We start from the raw sequence: 14,408 nt of genomic DNA on the forward strand, positions 1-14,408 counted from the left end.
TGCACCCTCCCTCTGATAAGCGCATTACAAGCGCTCAGGAAAGCAGCACAGCACTGAAGGCAAAATCGCTTGGCAGAATGCCAGAATTTAACCGGCATTCCGGGCAGGCCTCTCTAAAAAGAGTGTTTTCACACAGCCTGCGTCCCCGGCCCGCCGTCGTCGGATTCCAAAGCCAACACTAAACCCCTGGCGCCGTCACGCCCCTGGCGGCGTGGCCCGCACTCTCCGTGTGCGGTCTGGGCCGCCCCGCTCCCCCCACACCGCTCAATAAGGACACAACGCATAAGAGACGCCCCCGCTCTCCGGTAGGAGAGAGATCATCCTGATCCCTCACGCCCCCGCTCAGCGCTCAGCGTTGTCCTCCTCTCACCGCCTCATCACACACATTCACTCCCATTCGAAAGGGAATGATTTGGCTCTCCCATGATGCCGCATTAATCATTTCCCACATGCGCACAAACGTCCTCCGCAAGCCCCTCACCTGCTGCTGCCGCAAACCCATGACCGGCTTTTACCGCGACGGCTACTGCCGCACCGGCCCCGGCGATGTCGGCCTCCACACCGTCTGCATCGAAGCCACCGAAGAGTTTCTCAATTTCTCCTACCTCAGCGGCAACGACCTCTCCACACCCGCCCCCGAATGGGACTTCCCCGGCCTCAAACCCGGCGACCGCTGGTGCCTCTGCGTGTCCCGTTGGAAAGAAGCCCTCGATGCCGGCTGCGCTCCACCCGTCGCTCTCTCCGCCACCCACGAATCCGCCCTCGAATGGGTCGATCTCGAAGACCTCAAAGCCCACGCCCTCGACGACCCCGGCGAATCCATCGAAGACGAGTAACCAGCTCACTCGTCCTCGTCCTCCTACTCGAAATCGTCCTCGATCCTGCAGCTTCGAGTCCGTGCCAATCGACCGAGTTACCCAAGCACCTAAGTCCTTATCACCACCCTGGCGGTCAAGCACATCTCCACCGCCCTCACCCCAAATAGGCCCCATAAGACCTATCCGGCTTATCCGACCTATTCGTCCGCGCCCTCAGATCCACATCACTCTTTCCCATTCCATCTGATTTTTTTGCAATTCTTGTGCCTCTTTGCGGCCAATTTCCGACCTCCGATTTTTTCCATTTTTCGGCCAACCCCATTCTGGCGCTTCACCGGCTCTCCAGAAACTCCTTCACCTGACCCGCCAGCACCTTGCTGATCCCTGGCACCTCCGCGATCTCCTCCACCGTCGCCTTTCGCAGCCGCGCCACCGAGCCAAACGCCTTTAGCAGCGCCGCCTTCCTCGCGTCACTGACCCCCGGGCAGTCATCCAGAATGCTCTCCGCCACCCGCTTGCCCAGCAGCAGTTGGTGGTACCCATTCGCCCATCGGTGCGCTTCATCACGGATCCGTTGCAGCAGCTTCAGCGCTCCGCGCTCATGTGGAATGATCACCGGATAACTCTCTCCCGGCCGATACACCTCCTCGTTCTCCTTCGCCAGGCCGATGATCGGCAGCCCATGCAGCCCCAGCTTCTGCAGCTCCGCCACCGCCATCCCCAGCTGCCCCTTGCCACCGTCCACGATCACCAGATCCGGCAGCCTCACAAATTTCACAGCCTTGCCGCCCGCAGCCCCGTCATCATTCCCATCATTCGGCATTTCACCTTCGTCAGTCGTCATTTCCAGTCTCCGCATCGCCTCCATCGGCTCCTCCTGCGAAAACTCCGCATCATCTCCAGCCACCTTGCGCCCCTCCAGCAAGATGCGTGAAAACCTCCGCCGGATCACTTCCGCCATGCTGATGAAATCATTCTGCCCGCTCACCGCTTTGATCCGATACCGCCGGTAGTTCGAGTTATCTGGCACCCCGTTTTTAAACCGCACCATGCTCGCCACGCAGTGCGCCGTGCCGATGTTTGCGATGTCAAAGCACTCCATCACCAGCGGTATCTTCTCCAGGTGCAGCAGCTCCTGCAGCTCCTTCACATCCGCCATCGGATCGATCGTGCGCACCGCGCGCGCCCGCGCTCCGCGCTCAAAGGTACGCGTCGGCACCAGCGTCTTTTTAAAATCCTCCACCATGTCCCGCAGTTCCGCCGCCTTCTCAAAATCCATCCGCGCAGCCGCATGCTGCATCTCCTCCTCCAGCGCCGTGACCAGATCCTTCGACTTCCCCTCCAAAAACTCACACGCCTGCTCCACCCGCTTCTTGTAGTCCTCCAGCGAGATGCGCAGGATGCACGGCGCCGAGCAGTTTTTGATGATGTCATTGCTGCAGTGCTTGTAGTCCGCCTCGCCCGGCTTCAGCGGCCGGCACACCCGCAGGCCAAATTTCTTGTTCAGCCAGTTCAGCGTCGTTCTCAGCGCCATCCCATGCGGAAAGGGGCCGTAATACTTCGCGCCATCATCCTTTTTCAGCCGCGTCGTGGACAGCCGCGGGATCGCATCGCCAAAATGCACCCGCACCATGAAGTAGCGTTTGTCATCCCGGAAGGTCACATTGTACCTCGGCCGGAACTCTTTGATCAGCTTGCTTTCCAGCACCAGCGCCTCCGTGTTGTTGCGCACCTGGTGCAGCTCAAAATCCCAGATGCTCGCGATCAGCGCCCGCGTCTTTCGGTCCGCCAGCTGCGATCTCGCCGGTGTGAAATAATTCGCCAGCCTCTTCCTCAGATCCCGCGCCTTCCCCACATAGATCACACTGTTCAGCCGATCCCGCATAATATACACCCCCGGCACATGCGGCACATCCCGCAGCTTCACAATCAGGTCAGGTTTGGCACGAGGAGAAGGCATATGGAAATCAAAGACAAAGGAGGCGGACTCAAAGAATGGTCCATCTATTCCCTTCAGTCCATCAGGACCATTCACAATACGCCTCTCACCGCCTCCAGGCAGCCTTGTTCCATCACCTCCCCTTACCCTGCAGCCATCTCGGCCCGGTTCATCCGGCGTGGTCCGCACATTCCATGGGCGGTCTGGACGCAGCCCTCAGGCCTCCCCATCTTGCGATACACAGCATCCAGATGTTGGAGGGAAGATGCTTGTAAAAGGGTGCCATTGGTATTGAATGCAGAAGCCATGAAGAGCACTTCGAAAGCGTTGCTGATGCCTGTATTATTGGCCGGCTGGTATTTGGTGGCTTTTGGGGCTGACGATCCTTTTCCGTCCATCGCCAGACTGCCCGAGAGAAGGCTTTTCGAAGTGGATAAATATGGGCATCCTCACATCACGGATGAAAACAAGCGGGAAGTTGCACGCTTGGCGGCATCTTCGGAATCGCCTCCGGAACTAAGGTTCATGGCTGTCTGGGGCCTTGCGATTTCAGGATACTCGGCTGAATCGGCGGACGCATTGATCAAAGTGGTCAGGAGTGGGAAAAACAACAATGATCGGGAATACGCAGCAATGGGTCTGAGGAACTTCTCCTTGGACCTGCCCGCTGACACGAAAAACGAAGTCCAGACCATTTTATGGGAACTGGTGAAGTCGGAAGGTTCTCGATGCCCGGCTGGGATAGTTCGTTTGGTGGTGGACTGGGGCGGGGCGGCATGGGTGGCCAGCCAGTTCAAAGACCATCTTCATGGGCACCCCATGGAAATCGAAATTCTTCAAAAGCTGCCCGCAGACAAAGCTATTCCTCTGCTTCTTGAAATATACCACACTACTAAGCGGGATAATACCACTGACAGTTATAACCAACGAGCTGCCGTTGGACGGGCACTTGTGAACTTTCGGGACAAGCGCGGAATCGATATTTTGGATACCCTTCTGGATGCCGCCTCCGTACCATTGCATGACGACGCTCCAAATCATCAATTCCGGCACAATGTGCTGAGATTCATCTTCAGCGCTGTGGGCGACAACTTCGGTTACATGCACGACAATTACGATCCCTCGATCGACGAAGCAGTTTTGAAATTTAAGGAGTGGTGGTTGCGGAAGCGTTACGAGTTCGAACTTTCAAAAAAATAGCAGACTTTGACCGCACCAGTGCATGCACAGATGCCGTTCTCTTCCCAGAGCATCAGCATCCGAGCGAAGCGAGTCCTCCGAAGCACGAAGTGCGAAGGATGGACAGCATCTACCCCACGACCCTCCACGGATGCACCGCCTCCGAAATCCCCTTCAGCTGCATCGGTGGCATCGGCGCCGCTTGAATAAAACTCTTCGAGTCCTCATACGTCTCCCCGTCCATGATGATCTCCCCCGCCTGCGCGATGCTGCACAGCCTTGACGCCAGGTTCACCCGATGCCCCAGCACCGTGTAGCTCAGCCGTTGGTCAGACCCCATGCACCCCGCCACCACCGGTCCCGTCGCCAGGCCTATGCCCACCTCCAGCGAATGCTTGGACACCTCGTTCAGCCTCCGCCGCACCTGCAGCATGCTCAGCGCGCACTGCACCGCCTTCACTGCATCCTCCCCCGTGCTCTGCGGTGCGCCAAACAGCACCATGATCAGATCCCCCACAAACTTGTCCACGATCCCCCCGTGCTGATACGCCACCTCGGTCAGCGCCGTCATGTGTTCATTCAGCAGCTCGATCACATCCGCCGGCGGCATGTTCTCCGTCAGTGCTGTAAATCCGCGGATGTCGCAGAACAGCATCGTCACATGCCGCAGCTCCCCGCCCAGTGTCCCGCTCTGGGTGATCAGCTGCTCTGCCACGGTGCGGTCCGCCACCGCATTCAGCACGCTGCGGTACTTCTCCTGCAGCGCCAGCCCCGCCGCCATCTCGTTGAAAGAGGCCGCCAGCTTCCCCAGCTCGTTTTCGCCACGCACCGGCACCCGCACATCAAAGTTCCCTTGCTCGATCTGCTGCGTCCCGTTCACGATCTCGCGGATTGGTCCCGACAGCCCGCGCGAGATGTACATCACCGCCACCAGCGCGATCAGTAGAGACACCACCCCCAGCCCGCCCACATCGCGCCGCAGTTCGGACAGTTCCGTGTCCATCGCCGAGAGTGGGTAAAGATTCACCTGCGCCGCCAGTGGGAAAGGGGACCCCGGATTCAGCACGCGATAATAAATCTGGTGCCTCTCCCCGTGAATCCACACACTCATCCCACGCTGCGTTTTGTGCGTATGGTGGATCGAATCCGCGATGTGGTCCGCCACGATCTCCCTCTCCTCTTTCGGGATCGTCGTGCTCACCAGCCCCTCCTCCACCCACACCCCGCTCATGATCTCCCCCAGGTCCGAGTGCTTCGTCTGCTCATACAGCACCTTTTCCGCCAGCACCTGCAGCGGCAGCCCGAAAAGGATCGCTCCCAGAAACTCCCCGGATTTCGGATCCCGCAGCGGAGTGATGTACACCTCACGCACCTGCTCGTAGCGGTTTTCCTCTCCGTACTCCACCCGCTGATACCCCACCTCCTGCTCCTTCAGAATGTCCTCCAGCTTTCGATTTCCCAGCCACTGCATCTTGCCAGATTTGCGCCGAAACTCCGCGCTCGTCGGCCTCTCCTTCAGCCTCAGCGGCGGCAGATTGCCACGTCCCCCGGACAGGTTCTTCCTGGACGACACGAGGAAGTTCCCCTCCGGGTCAATGAGGTCGATCGATGGCTGCTGCGACATCGGCAGCTTCGCCAGCAGGTGCTCCCGGCTTTTGTCCTTATCCTTGTCTTTGTCCCTGTCCTTTTCATTGCCGCCCGGTCTCGCGGCCACCATCGGCCCTGAGAGCAGCGCCAGGCCGGGGCCGCCTGGGCCTTTCATCAGGTTCGCACCGGGGATGTCGCTCAAAATGCGGTCACTCGTCAGGTTCTCCAGTTCCGTCCGTACCCGCTGGCCCGCAGCCTCAAAATTCTTGTTCGTCAGATCAGCCAGCAGGTCCGGCTCATGGGCCAGCTTGTCCAGAATTTTCGACAAGGCCTCCGTCCGCTTCTTTTTCGCCGAGGAATAACTGCCAATCTGCGAGTCAAACTGTTCCTCAAACAGCTTCCGGTACGACTGCACAAACTTCCATTCCGCCAGCACCAGCGTCGCAATCGTGATCCCCGCCACCACCGGAAACACCGTGAGGATCAGCTTCGCCCGAAAACTGTGAAACCACTTCATGAAAAAAATCACCAACTGCCGCGGAACAAACACAGCACCCGCCCGCATGGTTGCTCACCGCACGCGTTTCATCGTGTACGTTCCGTTGTCCATCGCGCACCGGTAGTTCGCCTTGAACTCATCCCCCTTGATCGTCCCCTCATAGTGATATAGGCCGCCCGCCCATCCAGGCATCTTGTGCTCCCCTTTGAAAACGTAAGTCCCGTCCTTCTGCAGTTGCACCGTGTGCGTGGACTTGTAGCTGCCGCTCAGGATCGTCTTCCATGTGGCACGGTAGAAAAAGCTGAAGGGATGCGGAAGGAGCGACTCACGCTTCGATTCGCGCTGCAGAGCCGTCCGAGCAGTCGGCGAAAGGCATGTGCCACAGATAAACGGCTCCGCATAAGCCTTGGTTACCACGCAGGACAGATCCCCATGGTGCCCGTTCGCATCGCTCAGCCACGTTCCCTTCCACTTCCCCTCCACCCCCGACGTCACCGGCGCCTTCTTCCACTCCGACCGGAACGCCATCCCGCACGAAGACAGGCACGAGCTCAAAATCAGACCAAGAACGACACGGAAGATCAAAGCATGTTTCATGTATGAATAAGAATGGGCACTGCCATACGAACGTCCCACCCGCACCCCCTTTTTCGCCGTTCCCCGAATTGTCCCGCCCCGAAGTGGTCCTCACAGTCCTCTGTGCGGCATCGCCCGTCCCCAGACCCACAAAAACCACCATCCCTCTCACCCTAGGCCTCTAAAATCATAAATCGTAAATCTCGTCCCCCCCTCCCGTCACCCTCCTTCGCAGCTCGCATAGAGAACTCGCCACAACCTTCCTCTTGCCCGCGCCCGTATTCCCTCTACTTACCCCGAGAACCTCAACCCCACCCCAACACCATGGCCCACACACTCCCCCCACTGCCGTATCCCACCGACGCCCTTGAGCCCCACATCGACAAGCAGACGATGGAGATCCATCACGGCAAGCACCACAACGCCTACGTCACCAATCTGAACAACGCCCTCGCCGGCAAGGCCGACCTCGAAGCCCTCTCCATCGAAGACCTTTGCAAAAACATCTCCAAGGTCCCCGCAGACGTCCAGGGCCCCATCCGCAACAACGGCGGCGGTCACTACAACCACACCCTCTTCTGGAACATCATGGGCCCCAACGCCGGCGGCGCCCCCACCGGTGCCCTCGGAGACGCCATCACCTCCACCTTCGGCAGCTTTGACGCCTTCAAGGAAGCCTTCGGCAAGGCAGGCGTCGGCCGCTTTGGCTCCGGCTGGGCCTGGCTCGTGGTGAAGGACGGCAAGCTCGCCATCACCTCCACTCCCAATCAGGACAACCCGCTCATGGACGGCTCCGGCACCCCCATTCTCGGCTGCGACGTCTGGGAGCACGCCTACTACCTCAAATATCAAAACAAGCGCCCCGACTACATCGCCGCTTGGTGGAACGCCGTGAACTGGACCGCTGTGGCAGACCGCTACAACGCCGCCATCGGCTGATTTCCCGCTTCCTGAAGCCACGTCTTCCTCACAAAGCGCGGAACGGCCTGCCCGTCCCGCGCTTTGTCGCTTTCAGCCTCCCACCATCAACAAATTCGGGAGTGAAAGCACCTTTCAAAATCAAAGCCATCGACCTACCCAGCGCTGTATTGTAGTACCGGCTTCAGCCGGAATCCGGTTCCGGCTTCCCTCCTCCACCCACCCCTTCTGCCCTCCAGAGCGCCCTCCATCCCACCGTCTCCTTCCGCTCCCCTCTGCCATTCATCCTTCATAATTCCTCCTTCATCCTTTTCTCGATGTCCATAGTCCTTCATCGCCTCCGCAACGGCCTGATCTATTCTCAGGATTTCGCAGACTATCTGGCTTCGAAGCACAGCAGCGAGGCCATCGGCCATCCCGGCGAAGTCATCCACCTCGACTACGTCCGCTGCTCCCAAGGCGATCTCAGCGGCCAGGAGTGGTGCCAGCTCACCTGGATCAGCGGCGCCCAGGCCGCCACCGAGCACCGTCATCCCATCGGCGGCACCGAAATCTACATCCACAAACAAGCCCTCCGCGGCCTCAAAAACCGCCTCCTCCACTTCGACGGCACCAACGTCATCGTAAAACAATGACGAATCCCGAATGCAGAATGACGAATGAAGTCCGGATGTCCCAATCGCCATTCGCGTCAGTTCCCACCCACTCGCGCCCGTTCGCCATGAACGCCTCCGTTCTGCCATTCGTCATTCATCATTCATCATTCATCCTTCCCCTCTGATGCCGACCCTCGCCGACATCGGAGAAGACAACCTCATCCGCAAACTCATGCGCGGTGTGAAGCTCGACAGCGACGTCATCGCCGGGGCAGGGGATGACTGCGCCGTCGTCCGCGGCTCCAAAGACGAGCACACCCTCCTCAAAACCGACGCCCTCGTGCAGGACGTCCACTTCACCCTCGAGACACCGCCCAAGCTCATCGGCCGCAAGGCCATCGCCCGTGTCGTCAGCGACTTCGCCGCCATGGGAGGCACCCCGCGCCACGCCATGGTCACCCTCGTCGCCCCGCCCAGCATGGAGGTCGAGTTCCTCTCCGAAGTCTATCGCGGCATGCGCGCCATCGCCAAAGAGTACGGCATCAACATCGTCGGTGGCGAGACCTCCCGTGGCCTTGTCCTCATGCTCTCCATTTCCATGAGCGGCACCGTCCCCTCCAAGCGCTGGCTCTCCCGCAGCGAAGGCAAAGCCGGCGATGTCATCCTCGTCACCGGCCGCCTCGGCGGCTCCATCACTGGAAAACACCTCAAATTCCAGCCCCGCCTCGAGGAAGGCCGCTGGCTCTCTGAAAACGCCCATCCCCATGCCATGATGGACATCAGCGACGGCCTCGCCAAAGACCTCCCCCGCCTCGCCCTCGCCAGTGGCACCCACTATCAGGTCAATGTCGCCTCTCTCCCCTGCAATCCCGGCTGCACCTTCGATCAGGCCTGGGGCGATGGTGAAGACTACGAACTCCTCCTCGCCGTCAATCCCCGCAGCGTGAAGTCTCTCAAGGCCAAATGGCAGGCCGCCTTCCCCAAGCTCCCCCTCACCATCATCGGCAAACTCGTCCCCCCCGGCGAAGGCCGCCCCCCCGACTTCGAAAGCACCGGCTGGGACCACTTCGCCCTCAGTGCCGACGCCTGAGCCACCCACCACTCCGCCGCCGCTTCGCGTCCTGGAGTGCTCCAGCCCTCTGGAGCTTTCCGCCTCATCCAAGACACCCTCAAAGTCTCTCAAGTGTCCGGCTCTGAAATTTTTCTACCCCTAATTTTTCTACCTTCCTCCTCTCCGCAGCCCTTCTGAGTACGTAGTTCGGGCTTTAGCCCGCTCCGGAATCACCGCATCGCCCAAAATTCGAAACCAGCCAGCGCACGTATTGTAGTACCGGCTTTAGCCGGAATCTGAAGGCTTTCTTCCTGCAAGCCGTTCCCAAATAAACTCCCCCCCAGGCCCTCTCATGATCACCCTCGCCACCGCCGACGACGCCCACGCTTGGGGCGCACAGCTCGCACCCACCCTCTCCGCCGGTGACGTCATCGCTCTCTGCGGCACTCTCGGCGTCGGCAAAACCCAGATCACCCGCGGCATCGTGGCCGGCATGAATTCCCACGCCGCCGTCACCAGCCCCACCTTCACCCTCGTCCACGAATACCTCGACGGCCGACTCCCCGTCTTCCACTTCGACTTCTACCGCATGGACACCGCCGCCGAAGTCATCGGCATCGGCTGGGACGAATTCCTCACCGAACCCGGCGTCATCATCGTCGAATGGGCCGACCTCTTTCCCGACCTCCTCCCTCCCCACACCCGCTGGTTCCATATAGAGACCACACAAGATAATTCGCGCACCGTCACCGAATCCGCTAAGTCCTAAAAACTCTAGTCCCTTCGTCATTCGACATTCTGTCATTCGTCATTCCCCCGCATGCTCCTCGCCCTCGACCTCTCCACCGCCCACGGCTCCATCGCCGTCGTGCATGGAGATGACGTGCTCTATCAGTCCTCCTTCCAGTCCGAGCGCTCCCACAATGCCCAGGTCTTCGCCCCGCTGAAAGAAGCCCTTGCAGCAGCCGGCAATCACCTCACCGGCATCGTCATTGGCAACGGCCCCGGCTCCTACACCGGGGTCCGCATCGCCATTGCCGCCGCCCAAGGGATCGCCCTCTCCCGCAACATCTGGTGTGCCGCCTGGTGCTCCTTAGCTGGTCTGGACCTCGACACCCCCGCCACCTACCAAATCATCGGCGATGCCCGCCGCCAGAGCTTCTACCTCGCCAGCATCGAAAACGGCAGACTGCTCCCCGACCTCGAAATCGTCTCCGCCGAAATCGCCCAAAAAAAGGCCTCCGATTGCGGAATATGGTACACAACTGACCCCAAAGCGCCGCTCAATTTGCCCGTCCAAATCGCCAAACCAGACGCCGCTAAGCTCGCCAAAATCGTCCAGTCTCTCCCCCCCGACGAACTCGCCGCCCTCATCGCCCAGCCTCTCATCCCCCACTACCTCGCCGAGGCCTTCATCACCCTCCCCAAACGCCCCCTTTCCACCCCATGACCCCCGAACTCATCTCCAACCACGTCTCCGAGTGGGGCGAAGGCCCCATCTGGCACAACGACCGCCTCTTGTACGTTGATATTGAAACCTATAAGATCATCGCCCTGACCCCCTCCACCGGAGAAGAAAAAGTCTGGGACGTCGGCCAGCGCGTCGGCACCGTGGTCCCCCGCGCCAGCGGCGGCCTCGTCTGGGCCGGCGACAACGGCTTCTTCTTCCTCGACGAAGCCACCGGCATCAGCACCCCCATCGCCGACCCCGAACCCAACCTCCCCGACAACCGCTTCAACGACGGCAAGTGCGACCCCGCCGGCCGCCTCTGGGCCGGCACCATTTGCCTCCAGAAGCGCCCTGATGCCTCCCTTTACTGCCTCCACACCGACCTCCGCGTCGAAAAGAAGTTCGGCCCCGTTACCAACTCCAACGGCATCATCTGGAACCGCGCTGCAGACACGATGTTCTACATCGACACCCCCAGCAAAAAAGTCCGCGCCTTCGACTACGACAACGCCACCAGCGCCATCACCAACGAGCGCGTCATCTGGGACACCAGCGCCGATCCCTCCTCCCCCGACGGCATGACCATCGACAGCGAAGACCGCCTCTGGATCGCCTTCTGCCACGGCGCCAAAGTCGTCTGCTTCGATCCCTCCACGAAGAAAGTGGAGGCCCAGATCGACTTCCCCTGCGTCGAAACGACCGCCTGTGCCTTCGGCGGCCCCGAACTGCGCGATCTCTACATCACCACGGGCAAAAAACCCGGCTTCGTCGAACCCCTCGCCGGCCGCCTCTTCGTCTGCCAAACTGGTGCTCAGGGCGTGCCGTCCAGCGCATTTGGAGGATGACAGTTTTCCTAGCCGGGTTCAGATAGGCGCATGATTCGTCCTCTCCTTGCCCTGTCGTTCCTGTTGGTGCTCAAGCCTGCGTTAGCTGTAGCGGCCTCCCAAAAAGTGGACGTCTGCGTCTACGGTGCCACACCGGCGGGCATCGTCGCGGCAGTCACCGCTCATCAGGAAGGCTGCACGGTGCTCGTGGTGGAGCCCAGTCGCTGGGTCGGGGGCATCCTCGGAGCCGGCATCAAGCCCATGCAGGACTGTGCCGCACCGCAGGCCGTGGGTGGTCTCACGACGAGCCGGGTTTTCAAACTGGGAAACAGACCGGATGTCATCCGCCAGGCCTTTGCAGAATGGCTGGCGGAAGAGAAGATCCCCGTGGTCTTCGAGCACCGCTTGCAGAAAGTGGAAAAAACAGGAACGACGATCACCAAACTCATCCTGGAGCTGGCTCCGCCCGACAAAAACGGCGTTCCCGCCCCGAAGGCGTCTCAGGCCGAAGCCGCAGTGATCGAAGCCAAGGTCTTCATCGACGCCAGCTATGAGGGCGATCTCCTTCCTGCCGCTGCGGTGCCTTATGCCGTCGGTCGCGAAGCCAAGGAGGTCTTCAATGAGGAACTCGCAGGCGTAGGCCCTACGACGAACTGGACCCCCATCGACCCCTATGTGGTGCAAGGCGATGCAAAGAGCGGAACGCTGCCGCTGGTGGATGCAGATCACGGTTTGCCCAAGGGCGCGGCCGATGACTACACCCAGGCCTACAACTACCGCTTCTACGTCACGCGCGATGCGGAGAAGAGAATCCCCTTTGAAAAACCGGAAGGCTACGACGCCAAACAGTTTGAAGTGGTTGGACGCTACGTGGAGCATCTGGTGCGAACGACGGAAGGCGGAGAGGCAAAGCTGCTCAAGCGCCTGCGCGACATCTTCCCCGGCTGGATGAACAGCGGTGAGTACAACTACAAGCGCGACTCCCTCGTCACCATCGCTCCGCTCGGCGTCAGCCGTTACTACCAGGACAGGAACTGGGAGGCAAGATCGCGCGTTTGGAGGCAGCACAAGGATTACCTGAGCGGCCTGCACCACTTCCTCAGCACGGACCCGCGCGTGCCGGAAAAGTTCCGCGAGGAAACAGCATCGCTCGGGCTGGACAAAACCATGCATGCCGACACCGAAGGCTGGCCCAATCAGCTCTACGTGCGCCTCACCCGCCGCATGCAGGGACCCTACATCCTGACTTTGGATGACGTGTGGAACAAGACGCAGGTGGAAGACAGCGTGGGCCTGGCGCTCTACGGTGTGGACATCTATCCCGTGCGCCGTTACGCCGTGGCAGATCCTGGCACCGGGCAGATGGGCGTGGCAACGGAGGGCAACATGTTCGTCGGTGGTTCCCACGGCACCGGGCATCCTTATCCCATTCCGTATCGGGCGCTCACGCCAAAGTCAGACGCCTGCACCAATCTCCTCGTGCCGGTGTGCTTCTCAGCCAGCTACATCGCCTACGCCTCCGCCCGTATGGAGCCGGTGTTTTGCGTCATGGGAGAATCCTCCGGCGTCGCCGCTGCGCAGTCGATCCATGCGGACAAACCCGTGCAGCAGATCGACATGGCAAAACTGCGCGCACGCCTGCTGGAGCGTGGCCAGATTTTGCAATGGACCGGCCCCAATGTGCGCCCCAAGGCCGGTGCTGTGGAGACGGGTGAGTATGAGTCCAAGGAAGCCTGGAGCGAAGCCAAGCCCGGCTGGGAATGGCTGTTTCCCCATGTAGACACCAACAAAGACGGCAAGATCTCCAAAGAGGAGCACGAAGCCTTTCAGGTCTACAAAAAGCAGCACCCAGACTGGCAGAAAGAGCTCAAGAAGTGAGCCTCGCTCACTTGCTCTCCACGATCACCGGCGCCTTCCGACGTACCCCGATGTAAACGGGAGAGCGCTGGCGCTCGAACCACTTGTGCGTGAGAGGGAGTTCGGTGTTGAAGGCGTGGAAGTGCCAGGGGCCGTCATCGGTGCGGATGGAGTATTGCAGGGCGCGCCCACCATCGAGCAGGGTGGCATGCTGGACGTCCAGCTTGCGGGCGATCTCGGTGACTTCACTGACGTTCATGACGCCGCCGTCTCCCGAGAGGACGAAGACGATGGTGCCATCCTGGCGCATGCCGGCCAGGGAGCGGTAGCTGATCCGTTTTCCTTCGAAAAACAGCTCCGGATCCTTCTCCACGTAGGAAAAGGTGGTGTGGTTCTTCATCACGGATGGATAGACCTGGCAGCCTTCCGTGATGAGGCCCGGGACATCATTGAGCAGCGACTTCGGCCCGCACCAGGGGCGGCCGTCTTTGACGAAGAAGCAGCCGCTCCAGTCGCCGAAGGGTTGATTCACCTGACGGCCTTCATGATAGACCCAGCCCATGGGCCGCCCTTTGGGGTCGCGAAAATTGGCGGTGATGGCAAACCACAGGTTCCCCTCTGCCATGCGCTCGCGCGCGGTGGTCAGGGCAAACTTTGGTTGAAAAGTCGTCATGAAGTCGAAGCGGTCCGCGGACAGGGTGATGACCTGGACTTCCGCCCCGAAAAGACGCTGCGCGATGTTGGCGAGGGCGCCCCCCTCACGCCGCACCTTGAGCGTGGCCCAGCGCATGCCCGTCTCGCGGTGGCGTTCGATGAGCGCCGCCTCCATGTCTCCAGCCGTCAGAGCGGAGGCCGGTTTCCACTCGCCGCGTTTGGTCAGGATCTGCAGCGGCTGCTTGGAATCCCGCACGCTGACAGCCACGAGGTTGCTGTTGAGGTTGAAGTAAATCTCACCGCCAAGCCACACCAGCAGCGCGCCGGCAAGGACGAGCAGCAGAAGCAGTTTCAGGCATCCGCGTTTTGTAGGCATGGGGGTGGGGCAGAATGGAGAACAACTCCGGCGCGATCAAGAGCGATGTCACTCCGTTGAATGAAGATTGATTCAGAGTGGTCT

At 60.3% G+C, this 14,408-nt stretch carries 13 protein-coding genes; 9 read left to right on the forward strand and 4 right to left on the reverse strand.

Annotated elements, in window-relative coordinates:
* Nucleotides 1-449 precede the first annotated feature (449 nt).
* On the forward strand, nucleotides 450-836 hold the full coding sequence (locus tag ACILSO_RS27220; protein ID WP_395740642.1) for a DUF2237 family protein: 387 nt from the start codon (nucleotides 450-452) through the stop codon (nucleotides 834-836).
* 313 nt (nucleotides 837-1,149) lie between these two features.
* Here the strand turns inward: ACILSO_RS27220 and ACILSO_RS27225 are convergent, their stop codons facing one another.
* The gene (locus ACILSO_RS27225; protein ID WP_395740643.1) at nucleotides 1,150-2,778 is read right to left on the reverse strand and encodes a GIY-YIG nuclease family protein; all 1,629 of its coding nucleotides are present in this window, start codon (nucleotides 2,776-2,778) and stop codon (nucleotides 1,150-1,152) included.
* Nucleotides 2,779-3,063: 285 nt separating this feature from the next.
* On the opposite strand from ACILSO_RS27225, the gene ACILSO_RS27230 reads away from it, so the two are divergent.
* The gene (locus ACILSO_RS27230) at nucleotides 3,064-3,957 is read left to right on the forward strand and encodes a hypothetical protein (protein ID WP_395740644.1); all 894 of its coding nucleotides are present in this window, start codon (nucleotides 3,064-3,066) and stop codon (nucleotides 3,955-3,957) included.
* Between the two features lie 109 nt (nucleotides 3,958-4,066).
* Here ACILSO_RS27230 and ACILSO_RS27235 read toward each other — a convergent pair whose 3' ends face one another.
* Together ACILSO_RS27235 and ACILSO_RS27240 are read right to left on the reverse strand one after the other, a co-directional pair.
* Complete coding sequence (locus tag ACILSO_RS27235) at nucleotides 4,067-6,040, reverse strand: adenylate/guanylate cyclase domain-containing protein (RefSeq protein WP_395740645.1); 1,974 nt, start codon at nucleotides 6,038-6,040, stop codon at nucleotides 4,067-4,069.
* A 54-nt stretch (nucleotides 6,041-6,094) separates the two neighbouring features.
* Nucleotides 6,095-6,619: a hypothetical protein gene (locus ACILSO_RS27240; protein ID WP_395740646.1), complete on the reverse strand. Its 525-nt coding sequence runs from the start codon at nucleotides 6,617-6,619 to the stop codon at nucleotides 6,095-6,097.
* Nucleotides 6,620-6,922: 303 nt separating this feature from the next.
* Here ACILSO_RS27240 and ACILSO_RS27245 point away from each other — a divergent pair, with 303 nt between their 5' ends.
* From ACILSO_RS27245 to ACILSO_RS27275, 7 genes are all read left to right on the forward strand, one after another.
* Nucleotides 6,923-7,537: a superoxide dismutase gene (locus ACILSO_RS27245; protein ID WP_395740647.1), complete on the forward strand. Its 615-nt coding sequence runs from the start codon at nucleotides 6,923-6,925 to the stop codon at nucleotides 7,535-7,537.
* A 296-nt stretch (nucleotides 7,538-7,833) separates the two neighbouring features.
* Nucleotides 7,834-8,151 (forward strand): hypothetical protein, encoded by a 318-nt coding sequence (locus ACILSO_RS27250; protein WP_395740648.1) that lies wholly within the window; start codon nucleotides 7,834-7,836, stop codon nucleotides 8,149-8,151.
* 145 nt (nucleotides 8,152-8,296) lie between these two features.
* Nucleotides 8,297-9,202, forward strand: a complete 906-nt coding sequence (locus ACILSO_RS27255) for a thiamine-monophosphate kinase (protein WP_395740649.1) — start codon at nucleotides 8,297-8,299, stop codon at nucleotides 9,200-9,202.
* 313 nt (nucleotides 9,203-9,515) lie between these two features.
* Nucleotides 9,516-9,932, forward strand: a complete 417-nt coding sequence (gene tsaE, locus ACILSO_RS27260; protein WP_395740650.1) for a tRNA (adenosine(37)-N6)-threonylcarbamoyltransferase complex ATPase subunit type 1 TsaE — start codon at nucleotides 9,516-9,518, stop codon at nucleotides 9,930-9,932.
* A gap of 51 nt (nucleotides 9,933-9,983) precedes the next feature.
* Nucleotides 9,984-10,613 (forward strand): tRNA (adenosine(37)-N6)-threonylcarbamoyltransferase complex dimerization subunit type 1 TsaB, encoded by a 630-nt coding sequence (tsaB, locus tag ACILSO_RS27265; RefSeq protein WP_395740651.1) that lies wholly within the window; start codon nucleotides 9,984-9,986, stop codon nucleotides 10,611-10,613.
* Nucleotides 10,610-11,458 carry an SMP-30/gluconolactonase/LRE family protein gene (locus tag ACILSO_RS27270; RefSeq protein WP_395740652.1) on the forward strand — a complete coding sequence of 283 codons (849 nt, stop codon included), beginning with the start codon at nucleotides 10,610-10,612 and terminating at the stop codon, nucleotides 11,456-11,458. Before tsaB ends, ACILSO_RS27270 begins: the two co-directional genes overlap by 4 nt.
* Before the next feature lie 30 nt (nucleotides 11,459-11,488).
* On the forward strand, nucleotides 11,489-13,315 hold the full coding sequence (locus ACILSO_RS27275) for an FAD-dependent oxidoreductase (protein ID WP_395740653.1): 1,827 nt from the start codon (nucleotides 11,489-11,491) through the stop codon (nucleotides 13,313-13,315).
* Nucleotides 13,316-13,322: 7 nt separating this feature from the next.
* Here ACILSO_RS27275 and ACILSO_RS27280 read toward each other — a convergent pair whose 3' ends face one another.
* On the reverse strand, nucleotides 13,323-14,324 hold the full coding sequence (locus ACILSO_RS27280) for a phosphodiester glycosidase family protein (protein WP_395740654.1): 1,002 nt from the start codon (nucleotides 14,322-14,324) through the stop codon (nucleotides 13,323-13,325).
* Nucleotides 14,325-14,408 lie beyond the last annotated feature (84 nt).

The sequence above is a fragment of the Prosthecobacter sp. genome (assembly GCF_044226605.1).
Taxonomy (GTDB): Bacteria; Verrucomicrobiota; Verrucomicrobiia; order Verrucomicrobiales; family Verrucomicrobiaceae; genus Prosthecobacter.